The organism is Massilia cavernae (assembly GCF_003590855.1).
In the GTDB taxonomy this organism is placed as follows: domain Bacteria; phylum Pseudomonadota; class Gammaproteobacteria; order Burkholderiales; family Burkholderiaceae_D; genus Telluria_A; species Telluria_A cavernae.
Map to the genome: position 1 here is coordinate 1 of NZ_QYUP01000066.1, position 25656 is coordinate 25656.

Genomic DNA, 25656 nt, shown 5'->3' on the forward strand with positions numbered 1-25656 from the left:
CGCGAGATGACCGGCAAGGCCGGCCAGAAATGCACCGCGATCCGCCGCATCATCGTGCCGAAGAACCAGGTCGACGCGGTGGCCGAGCGCCTGCGCGACCGGCTGGCCAAAGTAGTGGTGGGCGACCCGTCGGTGGAAGGCGTGCGCATGGGCGCGCTGGCCTCGATGGACCAGCACCGCGACGTCAGCGAGCGCGTCGAGATACTTGCGCGCGGCAACGAGATCGTGTTCGGCGCGCGCGACGGCTTCAATCCGGTCGGCGAAGGCGTGGCTTCCGGCGCGTTCTTCTCGCCGACCCTGCTCTTGTGCCGCGATGCGATGGCTAACGACGCCGTGCACGACGTCGAGGCCTTCGGCCCGGTCAGCACGATGATGACCTACGAAGGCATCGACGAAGCGCTGGCGCTGGCCGCGCGCGGCAAAGGCAGCCTGGTCTCCACGCTGGTGACCAAGGAGCCCGCGATCGCCGCCTACGCGGTGCCGATCGCCGCCGCATCGCACGGCCGTGTCCATATCCTCGAGCGCGAAGCGGCGGTCGATTCGACCGGCCACGGTTCGCCGCTGCCGCAGCTGAAGCACGGCGGCCCCGGCCGCGCGGGCGGCGGCGAAGAGCTGGGCGGGATCCGCGCGGTGCGCCACTTCCTGCAGCGCGCCGCGGTGCAGGGTTCGCCGACCATGCTGTCGGCGGTCACCGGCGAATACGTGCGCGGCGCAGCCGTGCGCGAGAGCGAAGTCCACCCGTTCCGCAAATACTTCGAGGAGCTGCAGATGGGCGACTCGCTGCTGACCCACCGCCGCACCGTGAGCGAGGCCGACATCGTGGCATTCGGCGGCATATCGGGCGACTTCTTCTACATGCACTTCGACGAGATCGCGGCCAAGGATTCGCAGTTCGGCAAGCGCATCGCGCACGGCTACTTCGTGCTGTCGGCCGCCGCCGGCCTGTTCGTGTCGCCCGCGCCGGGCCCGGTGCTGGCCAACTACGGCCTCGACAACCTGCGTTTCATCACGCCGGTGGCGATCGGCGACACCATCCGCGCGCGCCTGACCTGCAAGCGCAAGGTCGACCGCAACCGCACCGACGAGCGCGGCGTGGGACAGGGCGTGGTGGCGTGGGATGTACAGGTCACCAACCAGAACGACGAACTGGTGGCCAGTTACGACATCCTGACCCTGGTCATGAAGCGCAACTGATTGTGCACGCGCCCCGGCTTCATGCCGGGGCATGCCGCGCGCCTGGATATGGTAGTGCCCAAGCGCGCCGTCGGGCGGCGGCAGCAGGCGGCCGGCGCGCAGCATTTCCTCGAAGTCGTCGGCCGGCACTGGCCGGCTGAAATAAAATCCCTGGATTTCATCGCACCGCAACGAGCGCATCACGTCGAGCTGCTCGCGCGTTTCCACGCCTTCGGCCACCACGCGCAGGTGCAGGCTGTGCGCCATCGCCACGATGGCGCCGCACCTGGCCACCACCGGGATCTGCTTGCCGCCGGGGCGGGGGATGGAGATGGCCGCGCTGATGAAGCCGCCTTCCATGGTCGCCAGGCGGCAGGCCTCGATAAACAGCGCGTCGCGGTCGGGATGCGCACGATGGCCGAGTTGATGGCGCTGAGGACGGCGTACACGCGGTTCAGGCGCGCGACCTTGTTGTGCGCCTGCACCCGTTCGGTAATGTCATGCGCCATCACGCAGCGACATGAACGGCCGTGGAAACTGATCGGGTGGGAAGTGATGTCGACGCTGATCAGGGTGCCATCCTTCTTGCGATGGATCCAGGCGCCGGTTTTTTCAAGCGTGCTGGAGGGGGTGTTGCGCAGGTTCTCGTGCAGGCGGGCGTACTCTGTGGGCGGGCGCAGGTCGACAATGGTACGCGCAAGGAATTCGGCTTCGCTGTACCCATAATGCATCACGGCGGCGGTATTGACCGCCAAGAACGCCAGCGTGTCCAGATCGTAAATCCACATGGGCATGCCTGGAACATCTGGTCGAATGACGGATCGTCCGTTTTCGTCATGTGGAGTTCGCCCGGAGCGCCTGTCCAAATGCATCAACATTCAAAACAACTGCCGGTAACTGGAGGGCCGCCAACCACTGGTCTCCTTCCGCCAGCCGATCCGGTTCTTGTCTGGATTATAAACCTTCCGAAGCGCCCGGCTCGCACCGAGGCGCTGCTGCGGCGGCGTCAGCCAAACGGTTTCTCGATCGAATGCGAAGGCTGGGTGAACCAGCGCGGGCCCTCGGCGCTCATGTAGAAATGGTCTTCGAGCCGGATGCCGAACTCGCCGGGGATGCAGATCATCGGCTCGTTCGAGAAGCACATGCCGGTGTCGAGCGGGGTCTCGTCGCTGCCGACCAGGTAAGGGCCTTCGTGGATGTCCATGCCGATGCCGTGGCCGGTGCGGTGCGGCAGGCCGGGCAGCTTGTAGCCGGGGCCGAAGCCGTTGGCCACCAGCGAGGCGCGCGCCGCTTCGTCGACCTTGCGGCACGGCGTGCCGGGCTGCGCCGCGTCGAATGCGGCCGCCTGCGCCGCCTTTTCCGCGTTCCACACGAAGCGCTGGCGTTCGGTCGGTTCCCCGAACACGTAGCTGCGCGTGATGTCCGAGATGTAGCCCATGACCTTGCAGCCGGTGTCGATCAGCACCATGTCGCCGCGCTGCAGCTTCTGCACGTAGTTGACGCCGTGCGGATACGCGGTCGCTTCGCCGAACAGCACGATGCAGAAGTACGAGCCGGGCGCGCCGACCTTGCGGTGCGCGCGCGCGATGAATTCCTCGACCTCGGTGGTGCTGATGCCTTCGTAGAGGATGCTGGCCGCGGCCTTGTGGACTTCCAGCGTCATGTCCTTCACGCGCTGCATCAGCGCGATCTCGGCCGGCGACTTGCGCGCGCGGCAGAAGGTGGTCACCAGCGCCGCGTTCTCCAGCGCGTAGCCGGGAGCGGCCTTGCGCACGCCGTCGGCGATGAACCACGGCGCGCTCTCGCACATGCCGACGCGGGCCGGCGCTGCATCGCTTTGCACCACGCCCATGCGGCCCAGGACGTCGGCGAACAGCGCGTACGGGCTTTCGTGCTCCTCCCAGCAGTTGACGCGGCCTTCGACCACCATGAAGCCCTGCAGCGTGCATTCCTCGAATGCGGGCGCGATGTATTCGAGCGCGCCGTCGGCGGGCAGGATGGCGCCGACCATGCGTTCGCTCGGATGCCATTTGGTGCCGGTGAAGTAGGCGAGGTTGGTGCCAGCGTTGAGGTAGATGGCGTCGATGTCCAGTTCGCGCATGCGCGCCTGCGCCCTGGCGATGCGCGCCAGGTGCTCGTCGCGGCCGATCGCCACCATACCGCCCGTCATGTCGGACAAGGACGCCAGCGCCTCGTCGAATGTTTTTCCGCCTATGCTCATTGGATTTCTCTCCTGCTCGAATCTGTTATTTCTTGGCCGGATCCGCGTCGCTCGAGAAGTCGAGTTGCGGGGTCTGGTCTTCGGTGGTGGTTTCAGGCGCCGGCGCCTGCAGGTCGAGGCCTGGCGCATCGATCTTCAGTTCCAGTTCTTCCTTCATGTCGACCTTCTGCTCGACCGACACCAGGTTCGGGAAGGCGATGATCAGCCCCACCATGATCACCTGGATGCAGACGAACGGAATCGCGCCCCAGTAGATGTCGGACGTCTTGACCTCTTTCGGCGCCACCGACCGCAGGTAGAACAGCGCGAAGCCGAACGGCGGGTGCATGAAGGAGGTTTGCATGTTCACGCCAAGCAGCACGCCGAACCAGATCAGGTCGATGCCCAGCTTTTCCGCGACCGGGCCGACCAGCGGCACCAGGATGAAGGCCAGCTCGAAGAAGTCGAGGAAGAAGGCCAGCAGGAAGAACATGATGTTCACGACGATCAGGAAGCCCAGCACGCCGCCCGGCAGGCCGGTCAGCAGGTGCTCGACCCACAGGTCGCCATTCACCGCGCGGAACACCAGCGCGAACACGGTGGAGCCGACCAGGATGAACATGACGAAGCAGGCCAGCCGCGTGGTCGAGTTCATCGCCTGCTTCAGCAGGCTCCAGGTCAGGCGGCCGTTCATCATCGCCAGCAGCAACGCACCCATCGCGCCCATGCCGCCGCCCTCGGTCGGGGTGGCGATGCCGACGAAGATGGTGCCCAGCACCAGGAAGATCAGCGCCAGCGGCGGGACCAGCACGAACACCACGCGTTCGGCCATGCGTGACAGCAGGCCAAGCTTCAGGTAGCGGTTGGCCAGCGCCAGCACGAAGGCGATGGTGATGCCGGCCGCGGCCGAGTAGATGCCCAGTTCGTCGGACGCCAGGTTCGGGTGGCTTGCGCCCCACAGCGCCGAGAAAGCGAACGCCACCCCGACCGCGGCCAGCACCAGCAGGGCCAGCGACTTGATGCCGCTGTCGCCGTTCGGTTCGCGCAGGTTGCGCGCTTCCAGCGGCAGCGCCGGCACGTCCTTCGGACGGAAAATCGAAACCGCCAGCACGTAGCCGGCATACATCGCGGTCAGCAGCAGGCCGGGCACGAAGGCGGCCTTGTACATGTCGCCGACAGAGCGGCCCAGCTGGTCGGCCATCACGATCAGCACCAGCGACGGCGGGATGATCTGGGCCAGCGTACCGGACGCGGCGATGACGCCGCTGGCGAGCTTCTTGTCGTAACCGTAGCGAAGCATGACCGGCAGCGAGATCAGGCCCATCGAGATCACCGATGCCGCCACCACCCCGGTGGTCGCCGCCAGCAGCGCGCCGACGAAGATGACCGCGTAGGCGACGCCGCCGCGGATCGGGCCGAACAGCTGCCCGATCGTGTCAAGCAGATCCTCCGCCATCCCCGACCGTTCGAGGATCAGTCCCATGAAGGTAAAGAAGGGAATCGCGAGCAGCGTGTCGCTGGCCATGATGCCGAAGATCCGGTTCGGCAGCGCCTGCAGCAGTTCGGGACGCAGCAAGCCCAGTTCGATGCCGACCAGACCGAAGAACAGGCCGTTCGCCGCCAGCGAGAACGCTACCGGGAAACCCGACAGCAGGAAGATGACAAGTGCGCCGAACATGATCGGCGCGATGTTCGCGATGATGAATTGTTCCATGTGTCTCTTTGCTATTTATTATTGTTGACGGGATCAGTTCAGTTTGTTCGCGGCCTTGATGGCCTCGATCTCTTCTTCCGGCGTGGTGACGTGCTTGGCGAACTCGTGGCCGTCGATGCGTCCGGCCAGGAAGGCGATGCGCTTGATGATTTCGGAGATGCCCTGCAGGATCAGCAGGAAGAAGCCGAGCGGCACCAGCAGCTTGGCCGGCCAGACGATCAGGCCGCCCGCGTTGCTGGACATTTCCTGGCTCTGGATCGAGATCTGGGCGTAGGGGATCGCGTCGTACAGGATCAGCAGGCAGACCGGCAGCAGGAACAGCAGGAAACCGAACAGGTCGATCCAGACCTGGGTGCGCTTCGAGAAGCGGCCGACCACGACGTCGATGCGCACATGTTCGTCGCGCTTGAGGGTGTGGGCGGAGGCCAGCAGGAACATGGCGCCGTACAGGTACCATTGGATTTCCAGCCACGCGTTGGAACTGTAGTTGAACGCGTAGCGGACCAGGGCGTTGCCGGCGCAGATGATGACCGCGGCCAGCAGCGCCCAGCTGACGGCCCCGGCTATCTTTTCATTGAGTTTGTCGATGAAGCGCGAAATTGACATGAACATGTTTGCTTGTCTCCGTTATTGTGTTTTTTCGCGCCTCGCCGGGCGCTGCTTACTTGCCCAGTTGCTTGCGCACGCGGGCGATGGCCGCCCGCACCTGGTTGGGCGCGGTGCCGCCCACATGGTCGCGCGCCGCCACCGATCCTTCCAGCGTCAGCACGGCGAACACGTCCTCGCCGACCAGCGGCGAAAACTGGCGCAGCTTTTCGAGCGACATCTCGGACAGGTCGCAGCGCGCATCGTCGCAGGCGCGTACCGCATGGGCCACCGCTTCGTGGGCGTCGCGGAACGGCAGGCCCTTCTTGACCAGGTAGTCGGCCAGGTCGGTCGCGGTGGCGTAGCCCTGCAGCGCGGCCGCGCGCATCGCGTCCGGCTTGACTTGGACCCCGCCGGCCATGTCGGCGAAGATGCGCAGGGTGTCGACCACGGTGTCCACGGTGTCGAACAGCGGCTCCTTGTCTTCCTGGTTGTCCTTGTTGTAGGCCAGCGGCTGGCCTTTCATGAGGGTCAGCAGCGCGGTCAGGTGGCCGTACACGCGGCCGGTCTTGCCGCGCGCGAGTTCCGGCACGTCCGGATTTTTCTTTTGCGGCATGATCGACGAGCCGGTGCAGAAGCGGTCGGCGATGTCGATGAAGCCCACCCGCGGGCTCATCCAGATCACCAGTTCCTCGGACAGGCGCGACACGTGGGTCATCACCAGCGCGCTGGCGGCGCAGAACTCGATCGCGAAATCGCGGTCGGAGACGGCGTCCAGCGAGTTGTGGCAGACGTCGTCGAAGCCCAGCGTGCGCGCCACGCGTTCGCGGTCGATCGGGAAGGTGGTGCCGGCCAGCGCGGCCGCGCCCAGCGGCAGGCGGTTGACGCGCTTGCGGGCGTCCTGCATGCGCTCGGCGTCGCGCCCGAACATCTCGACGTAGGCCAGCATGTGGTGGCCGAAGGTGATCGGCTGCGCCACCTGCATGTGGGTGAAGCCCGGCATGATGGTGTCGGCGTGGCGCTCGGCGAGGGCGGTCAAGGCGCCGCGCAGGCTATCGAGCAGGCCGACGATGTCGTCGATCGCGGCACGCACGTACAGGCGGATGTCGGTGGCCACCTGGTCGTTGCGCGAACGGCCGGTGTGCAGGCGCTTGCCGGCGTCGCCCACCAGTTCGGTGAGGCGTTTTTCGATGTTCAGGTGGACGTCTTCGAGGTCGAGCAGCCATTCGAAGCTGCCGGCTTCGATCTCGCCCTTGATCTGGGCCATGCCGCGTTCGATCTCGGCACGGTCGGCGGCGGAGATGATGCCTTGCGCGGCCAGCATTTCGGCGTGCGCCAGCGAGCCCTGGATGTCGAACAGGGCCAAGCGCTTATCGAAGAAGACGGAAGCGGTATAGCGTTTGACGAGGTCGGAGACCGGTTCGGAAAAGCGCGCCGACCAGGCTTCGCCTTTGGTGGAAAGTTGTGAAGTCATTATTGATACATCCTATTGAGTTACCTGATTATAAACAGGTTACAGGGCTGGCGTGGAATTCCCCCCGCCCTGGCCAGGCGGCTTTCGGCGCCCAAAACCGGGATCGTGCCGGCGCATGGCGGCGGCGTATCGTGCGGGCATGTCAATGACCGGGAATCGACTGTAGAATTAGTCTTTTATCAGTATTGGATGCCATAGCCATGTCAGCCTTGCAGATCAGTACCGACCGGACGGAACTCGACGTTCCCCTCATCTACCGCTTCCTGAGCGAACAGTCGACCTGGGCGGTCGGCATTCCGCGCAACGTGGTCGACCGCGCGATCGAGAACTCGCTGTGCTTTGGTGGCTATGTCGACGGGCGCCAGGTGGCGTTCGCCCGCGTGGTCACCGACTACGCCACCTTCGGCAGCCTGGCCGACGTGTTCGTCGTACCCGAATACCGGGGCCGCGGCTACGCCAGGGAGATCATGGAAACCCTGCTGGCCCATCCCAGCCTGCAGGGACTGCGCCGCCTGACGCTGGCCTCGAACAACGCGCACGAGCTGTTCGAGAAGTTCGGCTTCGCCTCGCCGCAGCAGCCGGATACCCTGCTCGAGCGCTATTTCCCCAACATCTACGTTTCCTGAGCGGCTACAAGCTCAGGAGCGATCCGGAACGAAACGCCACCGGTCCCGCGACCTTGCCCACATTCATACCCCGCAGCAAGTGCCTGCTCGCACTACGCGCAAAGAACACGCCCGGCACCGTGCAGCGCAAGGTGGTGACGGCGCCGCTGACCGGGTCGATCAGGTCGGCGATGGCGTCGCCCGCCTCCAGCTTGTCCCCCAGGTTTTTCAGGTAGACCAGTACGCCGGCGTGCGGTGCGTTGACGGGCTCGACGCCTTCGAGTGGGGTCGGCTCGCACAGCGGCTCGGGCAGCGCCACCGGCGGCTGGTCGAGCACGCCTTCATGGATCAGGTACTGCAGCAACCCGCGTGCGTCCTGGGCCGCGCATTCGTAGTTGACGTCGGTTTCGCCGCGCAGCTCCACCGTCGTCGCCACGCAGGAGGGCGGCAGCGGGAACGCGGGCCCGAAGTGGCCGGCCAGGTCCCACCACAGGCGGCTGCACGCTTCGTCGAAGGGTTCGCCGCCCGCCTGCAATGCCAGCAGCAGGGCGCGCGCGCCCATCAGCGCCGTCAGCGGCCTGACCGCGTCCGCCAGCGGGGTGCCGGTGTAGATGTGGACCGACGCTTCGGTTTCGCAATGGAGGTCGAGCACGATGTCGGCGTCGATCGCCATGCCCAACAGTATCTTCTTCAGCGCCTCGGCGTCGTTGAGCGGCTGCCAGGCCTGCACCGAGCGCAGGGCATGCTCGCGCACCAGCGCGACGTTGGCCTCGCTGCCTGCGCCCAGCTTGCCTTCGAGCGACACCTTGAGCTCGTCCGCCACCTGCTTGTAGGCGCGGTTGAAGTTGATGCCGGTGGAAAGGTCGAAGCGGCCGAAGGGCGCGCCGTGGATCGCCTGCGACAGGCCGATCGGGTTTGCCGCCGGCACCAGGATGATTTCGCCGTGGATCTTGCCCGCAGCCTCGAGCGAGGCCAGTTCGTTACGCAGGAACTGCGCCACCAGCATGCCGGGCACCTCGTCCGCGTGCAGAGCGGCCTGTATGTATACCTTCCTGCCTTGCCCCGGCGTACCGAAGTGCAGGCTGGTGAGCCGGAAGAAGGCGCTGCTGTCCTGTACGGATATCGGATGGATTTGTGCGTGCATGATTAGAATCGGAAAAGTCTGGCGGAACAGGCCGTTCGGCGATTATCCATTAATATTTCAAAAACAGATGTTTCGGCTGGCTGAGCGACCCGGGAAGCCGCATTGCGCGCAAGCAAATAGCCGAAGTTGCGCGAGGGTATCCTTATCCTCCTGATTACGCCCCGCCCGGAAGGTGTTCGATGTCAGACCGTGTTTTTCGATTGCTCATGTTGATGGCAGTACTGCTGGGCGCGGGCCAAGGCATGGCCGCGGAGGCCGACGCGCCCAAGGGTTCGCTGGTGATCATCGGCGGCGCGCTGCGCAGCGAGAACGTGCCGGTATGGTCGCGCATCGTCAGCCTGGCGGGAGGCGAGGGCGCCCGCATTGCAGTGTTCGGTTCGGCCTCGGCCAACCCGCAATTTGCCGGCGACACCAATGTCGAGCGCCTCAACAAATACGGCGCCAGGGCCTTCTTCGTGCCGGTGGCGGTGACGCTGGCCGGCACCGACTACCTGGCCGCGGCCGACGATCCCGAACTGGCCGAAGCGGTGCGCAGCGCCGGCGGCGCCTACTTCGCCGGCGGCGACCAGAGCCGCATCACGCGCGCGCTGCGCCGTCCCGACGGCAGCAACACCCGCGTGCTCGACGCCTTGTGGGACATGTACCGGCGCGGCGGCGTCATCGCCGGCACCAGCGCCGGCGCGGCCATCATGAGCAGCACCATGTTCTACAACGCGCGCACCGTGCTGGCCACGCTCAAGCAGGGCGTGGAGGAAGGCAACGAGATCGCGCCCGGCCTCGGTTTCATCGGCGAAGACATTTTCGTCGACCAGCACCTGCTGGTGCGCGGCCGCTTCGCGCGCATGTTCCCGGCCATGCTCAAGAAAGGCTACAAGCTGGGCCTGGGCATCGACGAGAACACCGCGATGGTGGTGACCGCCGACCGCCAGGTCGAAATCGTGGGCTACCGCGGCGCGCTGATGCTGGACATGAAGGATGCCACCGCGCGCGAAGGGATGTTCAACGTCAGCAACGTCAAGCTCAGCTACCTGGACAACGGCGACCGCCTCAACCTCGCGACCGGCGTCATCACGCCGCCGCGCGAAAAGGCGGACGGCAAGCTCGATCCCGCCAAGCCTTACTACCGCGGCCCGCTGTTCAGCGCCGACATCCTCGGCAACAGCACGGTGATCGACCTGATGGCCAGGCTGATCGACAGCGACCAGCGCGAAGCGGTCGGCATCGCGCTCGGCAGCCCGCTCGACAAGGAGCCCGAGGTCGGCTTCGAATTCCGCTTCACCCGCGAGGCCGACAGCGTCGGCTACCAGTCGCCGATCAGCGACGCCTATTCGGTGTACCGCGTGCGGCTGGACATCCGCCCCATCGTCGTACGCCAGCCGCTCTACCAGTACCGCTGAGGGCTTGGCAGCATTACAATGCTGCACAATCCAATGCCCTCCGAGGAAAGCCCATGCCCTTTTCCCTGATCCGCTCGTGCGCGGCCGCGCTCTTGCTCGCGGCCGGCGCCGCCGGCGCCCAGCAGCCCGCTACCGTCCGCGTCGACTACCTCCATAGCGGCAATGCGCTGCAGGACAGCTACGCGCTCGAACGCGTGGTGATCGAGCCGCTGCCCTGGCCGGGCGACATGTCGCAGGCGCTGGACGAGACCAACCGCGGCCAGAACCGGGTGGAAGTGGTGGACGCGAAGAACGGCGACCTGCTGTACTCGCGCGGCTTCTCGACCATCTTCGGCGAATGGCGCACCACCGAGGAAGCCAACCGCATGAACCGCGGCTTCGAGGAATCGGTGCGCTTCCCGAAATTCGACAAGCCGGTGCGGGTGCGCATCCTCAAGCGCGACGAGCGCAACGCCTTCTCGGTGGTGTGGAGCGTCGACATCGACCCGGAAGCGCAGGAGGTGGTGAAGAAGCAGCCGGCCGCGCCGGCCAAGCCGGTCCCGATCCGCGTGAGCGGCCCGTCGCCGCAAAAAGTCGACCTGCTGGTGATGGGCGACGGCTACACCGCGCGCGACATGAAGAAGTTCGAAGCCGACGCGCGCCGCCTGGCCGACTACCTGTTCACGGTGTCGCCGTTCAAGGAGCGCGCCGCCGATTTCAACGTGTGGGCGATCGCGGTGCCGACCGAAAAATCGGGCATCACGCGGCCGTCGACCGGGGTGCACAACCCGTCGGCGCTGGGCACCCGCTACGATATCTTCGGCAGCGAGCGTTACGTGCTCACGCTGGACAACCGCGCGCTGCGCGACATCGCCCAGCACGCGCCCTACGAGTTCATCGAGATCCTGGTGAACAACGAGACCTACGGCGGCGGCGGCATCTTCGGGCAGTTCAGCACCGCGGCGGCCAGCAACGACTGGGCCAACTACCTGTTCGTGCACGAGTTCGGCCACCACTTCGCCGGCCTGGCCGACGAGTACTACACCTCGCCGGTGGCCTACCAGGCCGGCGCCACCCGGATCGAACCGTGGGAGCCCAACGTGACGGCGCTGCGCGACCCGGCCAGCGTCAAGTGGAAGAAGGACGTCAAGGCCGGCACCCCGCTGCCGACGCCGTGGCCGAAAGCCGAGTACGAAGAATATTCGCGCGCCTACCAGAAGCGCCGCGCGGCGCTGCGCGCGGCCAACCGGCCGGAGTCGGAAATGAGCGCGCTGTTCCGCGAAGACCTGGCGCACACCAACGAACTGTTCTCCAAGGCAAAACACCGCCACGACGTGGGCGCGTTCGAGGGCGCCAATTACGAGGCGACCGGCTACTACCGCTCGGAAATGCAGTGCCTGATGTTCGACCGAAGTGAAAAATTCTGTAACGCATGCAGCGACGGCATCGCCGAGATCATCGACCTGTATTCGCGTCCGCGGCAAGCGAAATAAGCGTTCCGCCCAGTGGCGACAAGGCGTTCCAGTTTCCTGGGCGCCTTTTTTTTCGCCCTTTGGCCGTACTTACAATAGTTACAAACTAGGTGAGGCAGCGTACGGAACTCCTGTTGAGCGGTGCTATGCTGGACTCGTCCCTGCAGAAGGGCGCCATGAAGGACGGAGGCACCTGAACGACGGGCCGAACGTCCGCGATACCCCCATTTACACGAAAGGTCACACTATGAATAAAGTACTCGCATCCCTGATCGCCGGCTTGTTCGCTACCTCCGTGTATGCGCAGACCACCACCACCTACCCAGCCACCAAGGAAGTGGTCAAGGCCGAGCAAGAGGCAGTGAAGGACGTCGCCAAGGCGCAGGAAAAGGAAGCCAAGGCAGTCGCCAAGGCTGACGAAAAGTCCGCCAAGGCCACCGCCAAAGCCACCGAGACAAAGGCCGAAGCAAAGAAGAAGGCGATGAAGAAGCACGCCGAAGCGCATGAAGACGTGGCCAAAGCAGACCCGGAAGAAAAGATGAAGGCGGAAGCCAAGGCCGAGAAGAAAATGGCCGAAGCGAATCTGAAGGCCGAGAAGAAAATGATCAAGGCCGATTCCAAGGCCGAGAAGGTAGCGGTTGAAGCGGCCGAGGAAAAGGCCATCGCGCGCGCCAAGACCGCAGAGGTGAAAGCTGAAGCTGCGGCCGACGTCAAGAAGGCCGCAACCAAGTAATTGGGACAGCGCTTTGAATGAAAAAGGACAGCCGCGGGCTGTCCTTTTTCATGCGGGCCCGCTATTGGCCGCGCATCGCGGCGATGTGGCGATGGTGGATCCGTCCTTCGCGGTCGACTGCCAGGTAGGCCAGTCCGCTGTCGTCGAGGAAGCGCAGGCCGCCATGCTGCTTCAGCATGGCGATCGTTGCATGGCTGCCGGCAACCGTCGCCAGCGGCGCCAGCACGCTGACCGAGCGCCAGAAGGTCACGGGACAGCCGGAAGCGGGATGGAGGATATGGCAGTAGCGCCGACCGCCGGTTTCGAAATAGCGTTCGTAGTCGCCGCTGGTCGCCAGCGCGCCGGCTGTTACGGGGATCGACGCGATCACGGCGGCGTCGATGCGCGGGTCCTGGATGGCGATGTTCCACGGCTGGCCGTCCGGCCGGGGGCCGATCACGCGCATGTCGCCGCCGAGGTTCACATACCCGTGTCGTACGCCGCGCGCGGCCAGCAATGCCGCCGCGCGGTCCGCCGCATACTCCTTGCCGAACCCGCCGAAGTCCAGCTCCATTCCCTCCAGCCCGAGGCGCACCGCGCCTGTGCGGCGATGGACCTTGTCCCAGCCAACGAGGGCGAGCAGGGGCGCCAGTTCAGCGGCGGCAGGGACATGCCGGGTGGTGAAGTTCCAGGCGCGGCGCAGCACGCCCGAGGTGATGTCGAACAGCCCGCCGCTCGTGGCATGCAGGGCGGCGGCATAATCGAGAAGGGCGCCGGTCTCGTCGTCGACGCCGGTCCAGTCCCGGCCTGCCGCCTGGTTGATGCAGGCGATGACGGAATCGGGCCGGTAGCGCGAAAATTTGGATTCGATGCGCCGCACTTCGGCAATTGCCTCGCCGGCCAATACGCCGGCGTCGCCGGCTGCCAGGCGTATTTCGCATTCGCTCGCCATTGCGGCGAACCGCACGCTTTGTTCGGACACCGGCGTCACCACAGGTGCGTGATGCCGGCCTGGATGGTGCGGGCGCTGAAGTCCTGCAAGCCCGGGCTGCCGCTGCCGAACTGGCGCCACTTCGCCTTCTGCTCGTAGCGCTCGAACTTGAGGTCGACCGTGGTGGCCCTGCCGACCTGGCGTTCGATTTTCAGGGCGAGCGTCAGCGCCCCGAAAGCGGACAGGCGCTGGTCGGCGCTCATGAAACTTTGCGCGCCAAAGACGAAGCCAGGCGGGAAGGGCGGGCCGAAGCGCTTGTCGTACACCGGGTCGAAATAGAAGTCGGCTGCGGACTGGGTGTAGGCGCGCGTCGACGGAGTCAGCGTCCAGGCGCGGCTCAAAGGCCACACATAGTCAGCCTGCAGCATGTGTGAGCGCACGCCGTCGCTGCTGTCCGCATGGCGCATGCCGAGCCGCGTGGTGGCGCCGGAGGCGGCGTGGTGGTGGTTCCAGCGCAGCAGGGCACTGTGCTGGTCGCGCTCGCGCGGGCGGTTGTCGACGTACTTGTACGGATTCGAAAAATAGCCGCGGCCGCGCACGGTCGTCACCACTGCCTGCACGATGTCGGCCGGCGTCAGGACCTGGGTTACGCCCAGCATCAGGTCGACCGTATGCTTTTCCTCGTCCGTCACCGCCTTGTTGACCGGGTTGATGCGGTCGCGCGCAGCACCGATACCGGCAAGCCAGGTCGTATTGTTGTCGGCGCTGGAGACGCTCGCCTGCAACGCCGCGTGGCGCGAGCGGTAGTCGTTTTCGTCGGACTGGCCGGCGGCCAGCGAAACGGTGGCGCGCGGCAGGTAGCGCGTCACTTCAGCGTCGACGCTGTTGCGGCGGTCGCGGAAGTGCGACGCACCGGAGACAGCCGTGTGGTAGCGCGGTGAGGCGCCGGACACTGCATCCGACAGCACGCCTGCGCGGACCGACCATTCACCCGCGATGGGCACCATCAGTTCCAGCGCGGGCGAGGCGACATGGACACGGTCGAGGTTGGGCTGGCTGTCGCGGTAGTCGAGGTATTTGATGCTTATGCTGGCGCTGTCGGGCGCATCGGCGCCGAGCGCAAGGCCCGGCAAAGCCAGCGCCGCCAGCATGATCGCGCCGCCCGGTTTTTCCCAGGGCTGGACGGGGGGCATTGCGCTGCATCCTGACATGCACAGTACTGCGGCGACAGAATTCTTGCGATCAACCTGAACTCCTATTTTTTCAGTGCCTGCTCGATGTGTTTTTCAACCGCCTGCGGCGTCGATTTGGTGAAGCCTTCGTGCACGTACAACACCTGGCCGGAGGGATCGATCAGCATGCTGCTTGGCATACCCTTGATCGCAAACTGGCGCGCAACCGAGCCCGCAGGGTCGAAAGTGACCGTGAAGCCGGCCGGGACATCCGCGAGGAAGCGGTCGGCATCGGCGCGGGTGGCGTCGACATCGACCGCCACGACCACCAGCCCGGATGGGCCGAAGCGCTTCTGCAGCTCGCCCATCCACGGGAACGAGCGTTTGCACGGCGCGCACCACGACGCCCAGAAATCGAGATAGACATGCTTGCCGCGGTAAGCGGCCAGCGCTACCTGCCCGTCGCGGCCCGGCAGCGAAAACTGCGGCGCGGCGCTGCCCGGCGCCGCGCTCCATGCGGGCGCTGCAAGCGGCAGCGAGAGCATCAGCGCAAGCGCGGCACGCGCGCTCAAGGCGCACCCATGTTGTACCAGGTCGCGATGACCGCGCGTTCAGCGTCGGTCATGCCGGTGAAATTCCCGTAAGGCATGAACTGCGTCTGCACCACGTTGGCATAAATGCCGAAGGCGCCGGCGCGGATCTGGTCCGAGGTGTTGTAACGGATGCCCAGCAGCGCCGGCGAGAAGCCAGGGAAGGTGGGCGACGAAGAGTGGCAGGCGACGCAGCGGGCTTCGATGATCGCCACCACTTCGGCGTGCATCGCCTGGTCCTTGCCGCCGGCGAGCGATTCGATAGTCGCTTCGATCTTCTGCGGGAACGATCCGGGATCCGTGGCAAGGGTGACATCCGCGAGCATCTGGCGGACCACCGCATTGGCGGCCAGTCCGTCGTAGGCGGCACGCCGCGACGGGGTGTTGAGGGCGGTGGTGAAGTCGCTGGCGACCTTCACCTTCACGTCCACCAGTGTGCGGTCCTCGTTCTGCGCGCCCGCCATCAACGAGATCGCTGCGCTGCCGCGCGTGATGTGGCCGCCGTCGAGCGCGGCCACCCAGAACGCCTCGCCTACCGCGTCAGGCGTGCGGTTGAACAGGTTGCGGTAGATCGCGGCCAGGAACACCTTGTTATCGCCGGGGTATAGGTCGCGCGATTCCTGGCTAAGGCCGAAGCTGTCGACCAGCACCTTGACGCCGGCACTGGCGTTGTACGCGTTCGTAATGGCGGCGACGTCGGTCGGCGCCCCGGCCTCCAGGTACTTCTGGGCATAGAAGGCCAGTCCGGCCGGATCGGCCGGCCGGCCGAAGTAGGCCAGGTAGACGCGCTAGATCAGCGGATGGTAGTCGGCGGCGGCGACAGTTTGCGCGCTAAGCTTCGAGGCGCTGGCCGTCACCAGGGATTGTGCAGGCGGTGCAGGCTCGCCCCCGCAGCCGGCGAGCAGCAGCGTGCAGATACATGATGCGATCGTCACATTGACAATTGATTTCATGATAATCCCTCCTGGCGGGCAAGCTTACACGATCGGGCGCAGGTCGTGTGCCTTGGTTTTGGTGACCAGCGCCTTGCCCTTGCGCGCGCGCTTGCCGATGTGGATCTGCAGGCCCGACGCCGACAGCGGCACCTCGCGCGGCTTGGTCGCCCAGATGCCGGTGACCAGCACACCTTTCTGGCTGATAGGCTGGACCGCCAGCAGCTTCTCCTTGTCCTCCAGCTCCATCATCGTGACGCCGCGGCCGCCGTTGGCCAGGGTCTTCATCTCGTCCATGCCGAACACCAGCAGGCGGCCCTTGGCCGACAGGCAGGCCACGGCGCTGGCCTTTTCTTCCACCACGCGCGGCGCCAGCGGCAGGGCGCCGTCATCGAGCGTGATGAAGGCCTTGCCGCCCTTTAGTCGGCTGACCATGTCGCCCGCCTTGGCCATGAAACCGAAGCCAGCGTCGGACGCCAGCATCAGGTTTGTCTGCGCAGGGCCGGCGAAGTAGTGCAGGATGCGCACAGGGCGGCCGCCGGCGCCGCCGGACAGGTCGACCAGCGTCGTGATCGGCACGCCGTCGCCGCGCGCTCCCGGCAGGGCGGCCACCGGCACCGAATAGATCTTGCCGTTGTCGCCGAAGCCGAGCAGGGTATCGACGGTGCGGCACTCGAAAGTGCCGTGCAGCGAGTCGCCCGCCTTGAAGGTGAACTGCGCCACGTCGTGGCCGATGCCGGTACGCGCGCGCACCCAGCCTTTTTCCGAAATGACGACAGTGACCGGCTCGTCGACCACCTTCTGCTCGACGACGGCCTTCTGCGCTTCCTCGATCAGGGTGCGGCGGGTGTCGCCATACTGCTTGGCGTCGGACTCGATCTCCTTGATGATCAGGCGCTTCATCGTCGACGGATTGTCGAGGATATCCTGCAGCGTGCCTTTTTCCTTGCGCAGCTCGGCCAGCTCCTGCTGGATCTTGATGGTTTCGAGGCGTGCCAGCTGGCGCAGGCGGATCTCGAGGATGTCCTCGGCCTGGCGGTCGGACAGGCGGAACTCCGCGATCAGCGCGGACTTCGGCTCGTCCGAATTGCGGATGATGTGGATCACCTTGTCGATGTTCAGCAGGACCGCTTCGCGGCCCTCGAGGATGTGGATGCGGTCATCGACCTTGCCCAGCCTGAACTCGGTGCGGCGGCGCACGGTGACGAAGCGGAAGTCGATCCACTCCTGCAGGATGTCGGACAGGCCCTTCTGGCGCGGACGGCCATCGCCGCCGATCATCACCAGGTTGATCGGGTTCGACGACTCCAGCGAGGTATGCGCCAGCAGCATCAGCATGAATTCGGTCTGGTCCTGGTTCTTCGACTTCGGCTCGAACACCAGGCGCACCGGCGCGTTGCGGCCCGATTCGTCGCGGATGGTATCGAGCGAACCGAGGATCAGCTGCTTGAGCGCCAGCTGCTCCGGCGACAGCGCCTTCTTGCCCATCTTGACCTTGGGGTTGGTCAGCTCCTCGATCTCCTCGAGCACTTTCTGCGACGAGCAGCCCGGCGGCAGTTCGGTGACGACAGCCTGCCACTGGCCGCGCGCCAGTTCCTCGATCTTCCAGCGCGCGCGCACCTTCATCGAACCGCGGCCGCTGCCGTACATTTCGGCGATCTGCGAAGGCGGGGTGATGATCTGGCCGCCGCCCGGGAAGTCCGGGCCGGGGATGAAGGCCATCAGTTCGGCGTGGGTGATCTTCGGATTGCGGACCATGGCGACGGCGGCCTGCGCCACCTCGCCCAGGTTATGCGAAGGGATTTCGGTGGCCAGGCCGACCGCGATACCGGAAGCGCCGTTCAGCAGCACCATCGGCAAGCGTGCCGGCAGCGCCTTCGGCTCCTTGTGCTGGCCGTCGTAGTTGGACTGGAAGTCGACCGTGCCCTGGTCGATCTCGTCGAGCAGCAGCTTGGCGATCGGCGACAGGCGCGCCTCGGTGTAGCGCATCGCCGCTGCGCCGTCGCCGTCGCGCGAGCCGAAGTTGCCCTGGCCATCGATCAGCGGATAACGCAGCGAGAAATCCTGGGCCATGCGCACCAGGGCATCGTAGATCGACTGGTCGCCGTGCGGGTGCAGCTTACCCATCACATCGCCGACGACGGCGGCCGATTTGCGCGGCTTGGCGTTGGCGGCCAGGCCCAGTTCATTCATCTGGTACAGGATGCGGCGCTGGACCGGCTTCTGGCCGTCGGTCACGTCAGGTAGCGCGCGGCCCTTGACGACCGAGACGGCGTAATCGAGGTAGGCGCGTTCCGCGAAGGTGGACAGCGTCAGCGTCTCGACATCCTCGGACTGTGGGTTGGCTTGTTCAAACAGATTTGCTTGATTTGACATATTTATTCAGTTCAATTCGTTACTTACCGGATCTGCAACATTCCAAAATCGGGGTCAGACCACCATTTGGGAACGTTCCAAAATGGTGGTCTGACCCCGATTTATGAAAATGGTGGTCTGACCCCGATTTATGAAATTCTTTCGTCAGATGTCTGCTTCGGTTTCGTTGCCGTGCTCTTCGATCCAGGCGCGGCGGGCGGCGGCTTCGCCTTTGCCCATCAGCATGTTGAAGCGCGCGGCGGATTCGCCATGGTCGAAGTCGCCCAGCGATACCGGCAGCAGCCGCCGCGTGTCGGGGTTCATCGTCGTTTCCCACAGTTGCTCGGCGTTCATCTCGCCCAGGCCCTTGAAGCGGGATATGCTCCAGGCGCCGTCCTTCAGGCCATCTTTCTTCAGCTTGTCTTCGATCGCGATCAGCTCGCCGTCGTCCAGCGCGTACAGCTTCTGGATCGGCTTCTTGCCGCGCGCCGGCGCGTCGACCCGATACAGCGGCGGGCGCGCTACGCAGATGTGGCCGTGGCGGAACAGGGCAGGGAAGTGCTTGAAGAACAGCGTCAGCAGCAGTACCTGGATGTGCGAGCCGTCCACGTCCGCATCCGACAGGATGCAGATTTTGCCGTAGCGCAGGCCCGACAGGTCCGGGCTGTCCATGTACGAGTGCGGGTCGACGCCGATCGCCACCGCGATGTCGTGGATCTCGTTGTTCGCGAACAGGCGGTCGCGGTCGGTCTCCCAGGAGTTCAGCACCTTGCCGCGCAGCGGCAGGATGGCCTGGAATTCCTTGTCGCGGCCCATCTTGGCCGAGCCGCCCGCCGAGTCTCCCTCGACCAGGAACAGTTCGTTGCGGGTGATGTCCGACGATTCGCAGTCGGTCAGCTTGCCCGGCAAGACAGCCACGCCGGACGACTTCTTCTTTTCCACCTTTTGCAGCGAGCGCAGGCGCGACTGGGCCTGCTTGATGACCAGGTCGGCCAGCTTCTTGCCGTAGTCGACGTGCTGGTTCAGCCACAGTTCGAGCGGCGGCTTGGTGAAGGTCGACACCAGCCGCACCGCATCGCGCGAGTTCAGGCGTTCCTTGATCTGGCCCTGGAACTGCGGGTCGAGCACCTTCGCCGACAGCACGAACGAGGTGCGCGCGAATACGTCTTCCGGCAGCAGCTTGACGCCCTTCGGCAGCAGCGAGTGCATCTCGACGAAGTTCTTCACCGCGCCATACAGGCCGTCGCGCAGGCCCGATTCGTGGGTGCCGCCGTTCGAGGTCGGGATCAGGTTGACGTAGGATTCGCGCACCACCGCGCCTTCCTCGGTCCACGCCACCACCCAGGCGGCGCCCTCGCCTTCGGCGAAGCCGTCGGTCTCGCCGTTCGAGTACTGGGCGCCTTCGAACACCGGGATCAGCGGCTCGCCGCTGCCCTGCGCCAGCATCTCGTTCAGGTAGCCGCGCAGGCCTTCGTCGTACTTCCAAACCTGGGTGTCGCCGGTCTTGCCGTTGACCAGCGAGACCGTCACGCCCGGCAGCAGCACCGCCTTCGAGCGCAGCAGGCGCTGCAGCTCGACTTGCGAGATCGCCGGCGAGTCGAAGTACTTCGGATCGGGCCACGCGGTCACGCGCGTGCCGGACTTCTTGCCGTCGCGCGGGGCGGGGATGGACGACAGCGGTTCGACCACGCCGCCATGTTCGAATGCCAGCTTGTGCAGGCCGGTGCCGTCCGGCTCCTTGCGCCACACCATGATCTCCAGCCGCTTCGACAGCGCATTGGTGACCGAAACGCCGACGCCGTGCAGGCCGCCCGAGAACGCGTACGCGCCGCCCGAACCCTTGTCGAACTTGCCGCCCGCGTGCAGGCGGGTGAACACGATTTCCACCGTCGGCACCAGCTCTTCCGGGTGCAGGCCGACCGGGATGCCGCGGCCGTCGTCTTCCACCGTCACCGAGCCGTCCGCGTTCTGCGTGACGACGATGTTCATGCAATGGCCGCCGAGCGCTTCGTCGGAGGCGTTGTCGATCACTTCCTGGATGATGTGCAGCGGATTCTCGGTCCGGGTGTACATGCCCGGGCGCTGTTTGACGGGTTCGAGTCCCTTGAGGACGCGGATGGATGATTCGCTGTAGTCGGATGCAGGTTTTTTAGTGGCCATACTTGGTCAGGCTTTGTGGGTGTTCGATGTCATGGGTGCTCGTGCCTGCGCATTCTATCTTGTCGGCTGGCAAACGATGCGGATTTGACGTGATTGAATACGCTTGCCAGCGGGTGAATTTGTGGTTAGATTCATACGGTCGGCAGGCTATCCGCCTCTGGACCAATTGATCCGTTTCCAAACATGCAAGAGAAAAGATATCCCTTTGCCGTGCGGCTGATCGGATTTTCTCAGCCGGAACAGGCAACCATCGCTGCCGCACTGACGCAGGCGCCTGCCGCGGGGCCGGCGTATTTTTGCCTGCTCGACGACAGTTTGCAAGAGCCCGACCTCACCATCGTCAACGGCGACGACCTGCACGCGCTGGCCGCGCTGTCAGCCGCCGGTCCTCCCGAGGTCCATCCCGCACTCGTCATTGGCCAGCCCGCCGTCGACCTGGCCTTCCCCTGCCTTCCGCGTCCCTTCGATACCGGCCAGCTGTACCAGCTGCTGGCCGGGCTGGTCGCACGCCGGGCCGAAGCGCTGGCGCAGCTGACCGCGCGCGGCCTGCCGTCCGTGCCGGAGCGGCGCCGCAGCGTGCGCCTCGACGTCGACCTGACCGACCCATCCGAATACATCATGCGGCGCCGCTCGCCGCCGCGTGGCGCTGTGCTCATCATCGACAAGGGCGGGGCCTTCCGCGACCACGTTGCACGCCTGCTGGGTGCGCGCCGCCTCGGCGTCGAGTGGACCGACAGCGCGCCCGCCGCAGTGCGCCTGTGCGACGAGACGCCGGTGTCGGTGGTCATGGTGAACACCTCGGCGCCGGGCATCGACCCGTACGAGCTGTGCAGCACGATCAAGGCGCAGGACGGCGGCGCCGATATCGCGGTGGTGCTGATGGTCAGCCCAGCCTTCCCGTACGACTGCTCGCGCGCCCGCGCGGCCGGCGTGCGCGGCATGCTCGACAAGCCGATCAACGACCGCGTGCTGGTCGGTACGCTCAAGCGCTTGCTGTCGCTGCCGGCGTAAAATCCTGGCGCAACCGGCACTGCAATCGTGCGCGAGCCCCGATCGGGCTATAGTTGAGGCATGGCAGAAACCGACAAGCCCCAAGCACCTGCCTCACAGCCCGACCAGGACAGCGGCCAGCAGGCCGCGCGCGTTCCCGACCGCCGCTCCGACGGCATCCCGCGTTACCAGCGCGAGGGCGACACGCCGCTGGCGCTGGCGCGCCGCGTGCTGTCGTCGCGCTGGCGCGCGATGCGCGACCGCTTCAGCCGCGATTTCATGCGCCGCACACTGCGCATCGGCATCTCGGCGCGCATCTTCCATCCCGAACCCGGCTCGACCGGACTGCGCAGCAAGAACCTGCAATATCTCGAAGAGTCGATCGCGCAGTGGGTGATGTCGCGCGACGTGCTGGTGTTCATGATCCCGACGGTGAACACCAACGGGCTGCTGCATCCGTCCAACATCACGCTGCGCCATTACGCGCGCCACCTCGACGGACTGGTGCTGCAGGGCGGGGCGGACGTGTCGCCGCAAACCTATTCCGAGTCGCCCACGCGGCCGGAGTGGAGTGGCGACCGGGCGCGCGACTTGTACGAGCTGGAACTGCTGCACGAGTTCGTCGACGCGGGCAAGCCGGTGCTGGGCATTTGCCGCGGCTGCCAGCTGATCAACGTGGCGTTCGGCGGTTCGCTGTACCAGGACGTCGAGACCAACGTGCCGGACGCGCTGGCGCACGTGCACAGCGATTACGACGCGCACCGGCACGCGGTGATTTTCCCGCCTGGGTCGACCCTGGGTCAGATGTTCCCGCGCGCGCAGCGGCCGGTGGTCAACTCGATCCACCATCAGGCGGTGAAGGATTTGGGGCGCGATATCACGGTGGAGGCGATGTCCGACCCGGACGGGATCGTCGAGGCGATCAGGTACCAGCGGGCGGATTTCGTGATGGGATTGCAGTGGCATCCGGAGTTTCACCGGGCGGGTGGGACGGACCTGCTGGACTGTACGCCGATACTGGATGAGTTCTTGCGCGTTGCGCGCGAGACGCGGTTTTAGAGGCTGAAAACGGTGGATGCACTTCGTTTATCCACCCTTCTTCCATGAACACTACGTTGTCAAGGGCTTTTCTCTCAAGTCCACCCATCTCCCGGCTGTATCGCTGATGTCAAGGAGGGGGTAATCCTTGACATCAGCGATACAGCCGTACACTGTCCGGCTTGGTGCAAAGGCACGCTCTACGCCTTTGCACCATGTCGACCAATCGTGCGTCTTGCTCGCCACGGATTTTCATCACGATGACTCTGTGATTCGGTACCCAAGCAACTGGTATGGCATTTTGAAGCTCTCGGTCTGCGACGTGAGACTTAGCTCACCACCTTCTATCCGCTGACGGCTTGGCCGCCTAGCCTGATACTGCATGCGCTTACGCTTAAGTTGACCGTGATGCGTACAGGCCCCATCTACTATTGGCGGTTGTCATGCAACCGGGGCGGAACACGGGCCTGTCTACTTCAAACTGCTCACTACCTTGCCAGACACCTTCTCACAACATCATCACCAAATCAAAACAACGTGTCAGTGGGCCGCCGTCTTCAGCCTTGCCCCGTCGGGCACGACGTCATGCTCCAGATATCGCCACAACGCGATGACCAGGCGCCGTGCCACCGCGACGATGGCGATCCGTCGGCCGCGCTTGCTCTTGCTGCCCCCGGTGCGCTCCGCAAACCACCGGCTGATCGCACTCTCGGGCTGGTAGCGTAGCCAGAACCAGCTCATTTCGATGAGCAGGGATCGGACGCGTCGGTTACCCTGCTTGCTGATGCCCTGGTCAGCATGGCTGTTCCCGCTGTCGTAAGGCTGCGGGACTAGACCCACCGCAGCGCCAACCTGCCTTCGGTTTTCGAAGTTTCGCCAGAACAGTTCCAGCACCAGACGCTCGCTTCCCACATCACCGATTGCCCTGAGCCGCTGCAGCTTGCTCACCCGGTCCTGAACCGTCGCCGGCAGCTGCTTGAACCAGGACTTCTCCAACTCGTTGTACTGCTGCTCCACGAGCGCCATACGCTCGCATTCACGCAGCAGCCTTTCCAGCAGGTGCTGCGGCAAAGGGGAGCCGTCGTAGCAGCGTACCTTGCCTTGCTCAAGCCGCTGCTTGAAGTCCCCTGCAACGGCGGTCCAGCAGCCCACAGTGCGCAGCAGCTTGCGCATCCTGTCGCAGTGTTGCAGCACCTCTTTCTGCAGTTCGCCACGGTCGCGGGCCAGGTGCCGTTGCCCTTCGGCCTCCACCGGCGGGATCCGAATGATGCGCATGGCGTCTCGCTTGCCGCCCAGCCAGGCCCGCAGTGCGCTCACCAAGGCGATGGCGTCCAGCCGGTCAGTCTTTGCCCGGCGCGCGTGGCGCGCCACCTGAAGGCTCGCCGGATCGCATATCACGGCCTTCACTCCGAACTGTTCCAATGCCCGCGCTATCCAGAACCCGTCCTGGCCCGCCTCGAACAAAACCACCACTCTGACGTTCTCGGGCAGCCCCCACTTCTCCTTGCACCGGGCGATCTCAGCAAGCACTTGCCGCAGCCGTTGCATCGGTTCTTCCCCGTCCACAGTCCTGATCGCGGCGTTCTCGCGCTGACCGTCGTGGAGGGCGATCTTCCACTTCTTAGATGCAAGTTCGAGGGACACTGCCAAAATCAATTCGGCAGGCGTAAAATAATTTTCACGGGCTGGCATCATCTCGTTCTCCCTTAAAGATATTGGTGGAACTTTAACTTTAGGATGAATTTGAGATTATTGCTGGCCCGCCCTCCTCATACATAGTATCTACGCAGCATAGGGACGTAGGGACGTAGGGACGTAGGGCGGATAAGCGAAAGCGCATCCGCCGATTTAACGTCACCGCGCTTACTTCGACAGCAACCGCATCGCCCGTTCCAACCCCTCGATGGTCAACGGGAACATCCGCTGGTTGACGATCTGCCGTATCACGTTGATCGACTGCCGGTAATCCCACGCCGCCTCCGGCTCCGGATTCAACCACACGAACTTCGGAAACGCATGGCAGAACCGCGCCAGCCATTCCGCGCCCGCTTCCTCGTTGTTGTACTCGATCGACCCGCCCGGCTGCAAAATCTCGTACGGGCTCATGGTCGCATCCCCAACGAAAATCAGCTTGGTATCGGGCGGGTACTTGCGCAGGATGTCCCAGGTCGGGAAACGCTCGCTGCTGCGGCGCCGGTTGTTTTTCCACAGGTAGTCGTACACGCAGTTGTGGAAGTAGAAGAACTCCATGTTCTTGAACTCGGTGCGCGCCGCCGAGAACAGTTCCTCGGTGCGCTGGATATGGTCGTCCATGCTGCCGCCCACGTCGAGAAGCATCAGCACCTTGATCTTGTTCTTGCGCTCGGGCTGCATCTTGATGTCGAGGTAGCCGGCGTTGCTGGCGGTGGCGCGGATGGTCGCGTCCAGCGCCAGTTCCTCGTCCAGCCCTTCGCGCGCGAACTTGCGCAGCCGCCGCAGCGCGACCTTGATGTTGCGGGTGCCCAGTTCGCGTTCGGCGTCGTAGTCGCGGTAGCTGCGCTGGTCCCATACCTTGACCGCGGTACGGTTGCGTCCCGTGCCGCCGATGCGCACGCCTTCCGGGTTGGTGCCGCCGTTGCCGAAGGGCGAGGTGCCGCCGGTGCCTATCCACTTGCCGCCGCCTTCGTGCCGTTCCTTCTGCTCCTTGAGCAGTTCGTTGAGGCGGTCCATCAGCTTGTCGTAGCCGAATTTTTCGATCTGCGCCCGCTGTTCGTCGCTCAGTTCGCGCTCCATGCGCTTGATCAGCCAGTCGAGCGGGATCGCCTTGTTCCCTTCGAACGCGGCCTGCACGCCCTTGAAGTACTGGGCGAAGGCGCGGTCGAACTTGTCGAAGTTGGCTTCGTCCTTCACCAGCGTCAGGCGCGACAGGTAGTAGAAGTCGTCCATCGACGGGGCGATGACGCTCTTTTCCATCGCTTCGAGCAGGGTCAGGAACTCCTTGATGGACACCGGTATCTTGGCGTCCTTCAGCGTAAAGAAGAAATCGATCAGCAT

22 protein-coding genes are annotated in these 25656 nt (G+C 64.9%); 6 read left to right on the plus strand and 16 right to left on the minus strand.

Going from position 1 to position 25656, the window contains the following annotated elements; all coding sequences use genetic code 11:
• From D3872_RS27680 to argH, 6 genes are all read right to left on the minus strand, one after another.
• On the minus strand, positions 1–1440 hold a 1440-nt coding region (locus tag D3872_RS27680; protein ID WP_502567280.1), incomplete at its 3' end, for an EAL domain-containing protein.
• Positions 1374–2051 carry a PAS domain S-box protein gene (locus D3872_RS27685; protein ID WP_119809958.1) on the minus strand — a complete coding sequence of 226 codons (678 nt, stop codon included), beginning with the start codon at positions 2049–2051 and terminating at the stop codon, positions 1374–1376. The genes D3872_RS27680 and D3872_RS27685, both read right to left, overlap by 67 nt.
• Positions 2052–2179: 128 nt before the next feature.
• Positions 2180–3394 (minus strand): M24 family metallopeptidase, encoded by a 1215-nt coding sequence (locus tag D3872_RS06170; protein ID WP_119809959.1) that lies wholly within the window; start codon positions 3392–3394, stop codon positions 2180–2182.
• A gap of 25 nt (positions 3395–3419) precedes the next feature.
• Positions 3420–5087: a TRAP transporter large permease gene (locus tag D3872_RS06175; protein ID WP_119809960.1), complete on the minus strand. Its 1668-nt coding sequence runs from the start codon at positions 5085–5087 to the stop codon at positions 3420–3422.
• Between the two features lie 33 nt (positions 5088–5120).
• Positions 5121–5693, minus strand: a complete 573-nt coding sequence (locus D3872_RS06180; RefSeq protein ID WP_119809983.1) for a TRAP transporter small permease subunit — start codon at positions 5691–5693, stop codon at positions 5121–5123.
• Between the two features lie 55 nt (positions 5694–5748).
• A complete protein-coding gene (gene argH, locus D3872_RS06185) occupies positions 5749–7146 on the minus strand; it encodes an argininosuccinate lyase (RefSeq protein WP_119809961.1) in 1398 nt (465 codons plus the stop codon).
• A gap of 200 nt (positions 7147–7346) precedes the next feature.
• Between argH and D3872_RS06190 the strand changes: the two genes are divergently transcribed.
• Positions 7347–7772: a GNAT family N-acetyltransferase gene (locus tag D3872_RS06190; RefSeq protein WP_119809962.1), complete on the plus strand. Its 426-nt coding sequence runs from the start codon at positions 7347–7349 to the stop codon at positions 7770–7772.
• A 4-nt stretch (positions 7773–7776) separates the two neighbouring features.
• Here the strand turns inward: D3872_RS06190 and D3872_RS06195 are convergent, their stop codons facing one another.
• Complete coding sequence (locus D3872_RS06195) at positions 7777–8895, minus strand: succinylglutamate desuccinylase/aspartoacylase family protein (protein WP_119809963.1); 1119 nt, start codon at positions 8893–8895, stop codon at positions 7777–7779.
• 206 nt (positions 8896–9101) lie between these two features.
• Between D3872_RS06195 and D3872_RS06200 the strand changes: the two genes are divergently transcribed.
• From D3872_RS06200 to D3872_RS06210, 3 genes are all read left to right on the plus strand, one after another.
• Complete coding sequence (locus tag D3872_RS06200; RefSeq protein WP_370660950.1) at positions 9102–10292, plus strand: cyanophycinase; 1191 nt, start codon at positions 9102–9104, stop codon at positions 10290–10292.
• A gap of 53 nt (positions 10293–10345) precedes the next feature.
• A complete protein-coding gene (locus D3872_RS06205; RefSeq protein ID WP_119809964.1) occupies positions 10346–11764 on the plus strand; it encodes an IgA Peptidase M64 in 1419 nt (472 codons plus the stop codon).
• A gap of 226 nt (positions 11765–11990) precedes the next feature.
• Entirely contained in the window at positions 11991–12476 is a 486-nt protein-coding gene (locus tag D3872_RS06210) for a hypothetical protein (protein WP_119809965.1), read from the plus strand.
• A gap of 61 nt (positions 12477–12537) precedes the next feature.
• Here the strand turns inward: D3872_RS06210 and D3872_RS06215 are convergent, their stop codons facing one another.
• The 7 genes from D3872_RS06215 to D3872_RS06240 all read right to left on the minus strand — a co-directional run bounded on the left by D3872_RS06215 (position 12538) and on the right by D3872_RS06240 (position 20595).
• The gene (locus D3872_RS06215) at positions 12538–13437 is read right to left on the minus strand and encodes an FAD:protein FMN transferase (protein ID WP_229459189.1); all 900 of its coding nucleotides are present in this window, start codon (positions 13435–13437) and stop codon (positions 12538–12540) included.
• Between the two features lie 5 nt (positions 13438–13442).
• Positions 13443–14579, minus strand: a complete 1137-nt coding sequence (locus tag D3872_RS06220; RefSeq protein WP_229459190.1) for a DUF3570 domain-containing protein — start codon at positions 14577–14579, stop codon at positions 13443–13445.
• A gap of 62 nt (positions 14580–14641) precedes the next feature.
• Positions 14642–15130, minus strand: a complete 489-nt coding sequence (locus D3872_RS06225; RefSeq protein WP_229459191.1) for a TlpA family protein disulfide reductase — start codon at positions 15128–15130, stop codon at positions 14642–14644.
• Complete coding sequence (locus D3872_RS06230; protein ID WP_182915706.1) at positions 15127–15798, minus strand: DUF4214 domain-containing protein; 672 nt, start codon at positions 15796–15798, stop codon at positions 15127–15129. Before D3872_RS06230 ends, D3872_RS06225 begins: the two co-directional genes overlap by 4 nt.
• A gap of 138 nt (positions 15799–15936) precedes the next feature.
• Positions 15937–16101 (minus strand): hypothetical protein, encoded by a 165-nt coding sequence (locus tag D3872_RS25595; protein WP_182915707.1) that lies wholly within the window; start codon positions 16099–16101, stop codon positions 15937–15939.
• 24 nt (positions 16102–16125) lie between these two features.
• Positions 16126–18456, minus strand: a complete 2331-nt coding sequence (gene parC / locus D3872_RS06235; RefSeq protein WP_119809968.1) for a DNA topoisomerase IV subunit A — start codon at positions 18454–18456, stop codon at positions 16126–16128.
• 144 nt (positions 18457–18600) lie between these two features.
• Positions 18601–20595 carry a DNA topoisomerase IV subunit B gene (locus D3872_RS06240; protein ID WP_119809969.1) on the minus strand — a complete coding sequence of 665 codons (1995 nt, stop codon included), beginning with the start codon at positions 20593–20595 and terminating at the stop codon, positions 18601–18603.
• 183 nt (positions 20596–20778) lie between these two features.
• Here D3872_RS06240 and D3872_RS06245 point away from each other — a divergent pair, with 183 nt between their 5' ends.
• Both D3872_RS06245 and D3872_RS06250 read left to right on the plus strand, forming a co-directional pair.
• Complete coding sequence (locus D3872_RS06245) at positions 20779–21606, plus strand: response regulator (protein WP_119809970.1); 828 nt, start codon at positions 20779–20781, stop codon at positions 21604–21606.
• Positions 21607–21666: 60 nt separating this feature from the next.
• The gene (locus D3872_RS06250) at positions 21667–22644 is read left to right on the plus strand and encodes a gamma-glutamyl-gamma-aminobutyrate hydrolase family protein (RefSeq protein WP_119809971.1); all 978 of its coding nucleotides are present in this window, start codon (positions 21667–21669) and stop codon (positions 22642–22644) included.
• 519 nt (positions 22645–23163) lie between these two features.
• On the opposite strand, the gene D3872_RS06255 is transcribed toward D3872_RS06250, so the two are convergent.
• Positions 23164–24318, minus strand: a complete 1155-nt coding sequence (locus D3872_RS06255; RefSeq protein WP_441295138.1) for an IS110 family RNA-guided transposase — start codon at positions 24316–24318, stop codon at positions 23164–23166.
• Between the two features lie 168 nt (positions 24319–24486).
• Complete coding sequence (locus D3872_RS06260; protein WP_119809972.1) at positions 24487–25656, minus strand: vWA domain-containing protein; 1170 nt, start codon at positions 25654–25656, stop codon at positions 24487–24489.